Raw genomic sequence first — 5,117 nt, forward strand, 5'->3', positions numbered from 1 at the left:
TTGACGGCATCCTTATGACGATGGTAATGCCACGCACGAACATCTCTAAGGAAATTACGGCAACGGTTAAGAGTGCCTATGGGCAGAGAATCAAGGTATTTGACACGCAGATACCCCACTCCATCCGTGCCGTGGAAGCCACAGCAGAGGGAAAGAGCATTTTTGCCTACGACAAAGGCGGCAAGGTAGCCGCCGCATACGAGCAGTTCGGAAAGGAGGTGGCGGAGCTTGGCGAAAAGCAGAGGAAGCAAAATCGAGCTGACCGCATACGATGACCTTTTTGAAACGGACGAGAGCCGTGCGGAAGCGAATCTAAGCAAGATAAGGGAAATCCCGATTGCGGAGATTGACGAGTTTCCAGACCACCCGTTCAAGGTCTTGATGGACGAGGATATGGAGCAGCTTGTAGACAGCGTAAGGCGGAGTGGCGTGATGACCCCTGCCACAGTCCGCCAAAAAGAGGACGGGCGGTATGAGCTTATCAGCGGTCACAGACGGAAAAAGGCTTGTGAGCTTGCGGGGCTTGAAACGCTCAAATGCGAGGTTAAGGAGCTGACCCGTGACGAAGCGATTATTGTCATGGTTGAGAGTAATCTCCAAAGAACGACCATCTTGCCGAGTGAAAAAGCCTTTGCGTATAAGATGCGACTTGAAGCGATGAAACGGCAGGGTGAACGTACAGATTTAACTTCTGCACCACTGGTGCAGAAGTTGACGAGCCGAGAAAAGATAGCGGCAAAAACTGATGATAGTCACGAGCAGGTACGCCGCTTTATCCGTCTAACGGAGCTTGTACCCGAAATCCTGCAAATGGTAGATGAACACCAGATTGCTTTCCGCCCTGCGGTGGAAATTTCCTATCTTTCCGAGGAACAGCAATACACCCTGCTTGAAGCGATGGGCTACAACGATGCCACGCCCTCTCTTGCACAGGCTATCAAGATGAAAAAGTTCATGCAGGAGGGAAAACTCACGGATGAGGTTATCCAGAGCATCATGCAGGAGGAAAAACCGAACCAGAAAGAGAAGCCCGCCTTTAAGGACGAGCGGATAACCAAGCTCATACCGAAATCCATTCCCAGAGGGCAGGAAACGGATTTTGTCGTAAAGGCGTTGGAGTTTTATAACCGCCACTTGCAGCGGAACAAGGCTCACGAGAGGTAAAACGGGCAAAATAGGGATTTGGGCATGGAACGCCGAGGGAGAAGTCCGCCCTTTGGGGGATAGCAAATTTTTTTGAACCTCCCCCTCTCCACACCTCTCCCCCTAGATACTGCCAGTAACTATCCGAGAAAAGAAATATTAAAAGCTGTCCACATGGGCGGCTTTTTTTCTGCCAGAAAGTCAACTATCAACATGAGAACGAACAGGAGGTAATGAATGAAGATTCGTAAATTATTTCAAAGGGCTGCGGCGTTTGCCCTTGCTGCGGTCACGGCATTATCCGCCGTCCCTGCCACGACAGCGTTTGCAGCGGGCGACATCGGCACGATTAGCTTTACCCACACCTATGACGGCGCAGGGAACACCATAAGGTACAATTCCAGTGCAAACATCGGCGGTCATACCGCAGGTGGCACGGGCGAATACAAATACCGCATGTATGTGGATGGGGAAACGGCGTTCTGCCTTCAACCGGGCGTACCCTTAAAAACAGGCAACACGCTGGCAAAGGCGTCTTCCAACACATGGAACGCCCTCTCCGCAGACCAGAAAAAGGCGGTGGGGCTTGCCCTGCTCTACGGCTATCAGGGCAACAGCGGAAATTTATCTGGGAGCGATGACGAGAAATGGCTTGCCACGCAGACCCTTGTCTGGGAGTTCGTCACGGGATGCAGACAGGCAGCAAGCCCGTACAGCCAGACAAGCACGACCGTTTACAGCCTGCACTTTGGCTCTAATTATGCCAACAGCGGGGCGAGGGCGGCTTACGACCAGATTGTGTCATTCATGACAAGGCACAGCACGATTCCGAGTTTTATGTCGGCGGGCAAAAAGGATATTACAAAGGAGCTTGCCTATAAGGACGGGAAGTACAGCTTGACGCTGACTGATAAAAATAATTCCCTCTCCGAGTATTCCTTTACCAGCTCCGACAGCAATGTGAAAGTGTCCAAGTCTGGGAACAAGCTCACCATCACGTCAAAGAAAGCGATTGACGGCAAGGCGAGGATTACCGCTACAAGGAATAACACGCCGACGGTCAGCAGCGAGGCGAAGATGATTGCCTACGGCGACCCGAATTTACAGGATGTCATTACGGGCGTGGAGAACGTGGACACTATGACGGCGTATATCAACGTGGAAACGCCGACAGGCACGGTCGCACTGAAAAAGACTTCCGAGGACGGTGTTGTTGCGGGGATTTCCTTTACCATCAAGGGCGACGGCTTCAACACAAGACCGTAAAGACAGATAAAGATGGAAATATCACGGTGGAGGGCTTATTCCCTGGCACTTACACCGTCACGGAGCAGTCCATCGACCGCTACGAGCCGCAGAAAACCCAGACCGTGACAATCATCGGCGGGAAAACCTCTACGGTGACGTTCAGCAACACCTTGAAGCGTGGAAGCCTTGAGGTTGTGAAAACATCCGAGGACAATCTTGTGGAGGGCGTGAAGTTCCACCTTTACGGCACTTCATTAAGCGGATTGGCGGTTGATGAATACGCCGTGACCGATAAGAACGGGCTGGCAAAGTTTGAGAATGTCCTTATCAGCGGCAGCACGCCATATACCCTTGAGGAAGTGGACACGGCTATCCGCTACGTTGTCCCTGCATCCCAGACCGCTCCGATTGAGTGGAAAAAGGTCACGAAACGCAGCTTTACCAACATCTTAAAGAAATTCAACGTCACGGTATTAAAGACCGACGTGGAAACGGGGAAGAAGCCGCAGGGCGACGCTACCCTTGCAGGTGCGGTTTACGGCATCTATAAGGGCGAGGAACTGGTTGACACCTACACCACCGACGAGAACGGGCAGTTCACAACAAAATATTATATCTGCGGAAACGATTGGAGCGTCCGTGAGATTACACCGTCCGAGGGCTATCTTCTGGACACGACCGTACACCATGCAGGGGCAGAGCCAGAGCTTTACACCGTGGAATATAACTCTGCCAAGAACGACGTAAACGAGCAGGTCATCAAGGGGAACTTGCCATCATCAAGCACACCGACAACGGCGAAACCCAGATTGAAATGCCAGAGGAGGGGCTGTCTTTGAGGTGTATCTAAAATCCGCAGGCGGCTTCGATGCGGCGGAGGAAACCGAGCGTGACACGCTTATCTGCGATGAGAACGGATTTGCCCAGACAAAGGATATGCCATACGGCATTTATACCGTGCATCAGACCTCTGGATGGGACGGTCGGGAGCTGATGAAAGACTTTGACGTGTTCATCTGCAAGGACAGTCAGACTTACCGCTACCTTATCAACAACGCCAATTTTGAGAGTTATATCAAGATTGTGAAAAAGGATATAGAAACGGGCAAGGCTATTCCGTATGCGGGCGCAGGCTTCCAGATTTACGACCCAGAGGGAAACCTTGTAACAATGAAATTCACTTATCCAGAAGTGACGGAGATTGACACATTCTACACTACCGCAGACGGCGGGCTTATCATGCCGCAGACCTTAGAATACGGCAAAGGATATTCTCTCGTTGAGGTGCAAGCCCCATACGGCTATGTCCTTGACTCCGATCCAGTTTATTTTGACATGGAGCAGGAAAACTCCGAGGAGGAAAGCGGCATCACCATTGTAAAGGTGGAACGCTCCAACGTGGCGCAGAAAGGGAAAATCACGGTAGGAAAGTCTGGGGAGGTATTCAGCAAGGTATCAGGAAACAAGGGGCTGTACCAGCCGATTTTTGCCGTGGATAATTTAGAGGGTGCAGTTTACGAGATTACCGCAGCCGAGGACATCATCACGACAGACGGAACAGTCAGAGCCGAGAAAGGCGAGGTCGTGGACACGCTTACCACAGGGGAAGATGGCACGGCAGAATCTAAGGAGCTTTATCTCGGAAAGTATGAGGTAAAGGAAGTGACCGCCCCGTATGGCATGGTATTAAATGATGAAGTCCATGCCGTGGAGCTTGTGTATGCAGGGCAGGAAATCGAAGTGACGGAAACAGGCACGGAATTTTACAATGAGCGTCAGCATGTGGAAATCGACCTCAATAAAACCCTTGAGGTTGACGAAGCATACGGCGTGGGCAGTAACGGCGAAATCAAGGACGTTACGTTCGGTCTGTATGCAGCCGAGGAGCTGACCGCAGCCGACGGCTCTGTTATCCCTGCCGATGGATTGATTGAGGTTATTTTCCTTGACGAGAACGGTCACGGAAAGGCAATCAGCGACCTGCCGATGGGAAGCTACTATGTGCAGGAAATCAGCACAAACGCCGCTTACCTTGTCAGCGATGAGAAATACCCTGTTGACTTCGAGTACGCAGGGCAGGAAACCGCCGTCGTAAATTTTACGGTAAACGAGGGAGAAGCCATTGAAAATGAACTAATTTACGGCTCTGTCAGCGGTAAAAAGTCCAACGAGGACGGCGAGGATTTAGGCGGTGCGATAATCGGCATCTTTCAGATGGGGACAACAGAATACACGAAAGAAAATGCAATCGCAACTGCCACATCTGAAGATGACGGCAGTTTTTCTTTTGTGGAAGTTCCGTATGGCACATGGGTTATCCGTGAAATCGAAAGCCCGAAAGGATATGTACTCTCCGAGGAAGAAATCAGCGTAACTATCAGTGAGGTTGACGAGGTAGTGGAGATTGAGCTTGTGAACTATTTCATCAAAGGCAATATCGCTCTGACTAAGGTAGACAAGGATTATCCCGACAACAAGCTCACGGGTGCAGTATTCGAGGTTTACTCTGATACGGACGGCGACGGGAAACTGGATAAAAAGGATGAACTTCTCGGCGAGATGGGCGAGGTGGAAAAAGGCGTTTACCAGATGAACGACCTCAGATATGGAAAGTACCTTGTCCGTGAGAAAACCGCCCCGACAGGCTTCGTTCTGGATGAGAATGTCTATACCGTATCCATTGAGGAAAACGGCAAGACCTACAACGTGGAGAATGAAGCGGGCAA

At 51.0% G+C, this 5,117-nt stretch carries 2 protein-coding genes and 1 pseudogene; all 3 read left to right on the top strand.

The genetic code is table 11. The features are described from left to right. Positions 1–275 (top strand): ParA family protein (locus E5329_RS28080; protein ID WP_135992432.1); only part of this gene is annotated, 275 nt, incomplete at its 5' end. Next, on the top strand, positions 229–1,164 hold the full coding sequence (locus E5329_RS28085; protein WP_120391778.1) for a ParB/RepB/Spo0J family partition protein: 936 nt from the start codon (positions 229–231) through the stop codon (positions 1,162–1,164). The genes E5329_RS28080 and E5329_RS28085, both read left to right, overlap by 47 nt. A 216-nt stretch (positions 1,165–1,380) precedes the next feature. Then, a pseudogene (locus E5329_RS32415) lies at positions 1,381–5,117 on the top strand (SpaA isopeptide-forming pilin-related protein); the annotation flags it as partial.

Origin of the sequence: Petralouisia muris (assembly GCF_004793545.1) — a bacterium.
In the GTDB taxonomy this organism is placed as follows: Bacteria; Bacillota; Clostridia; order Lachnospirales; family Lachnospiraceae; genus Petralouisia; species Petralouisia muris.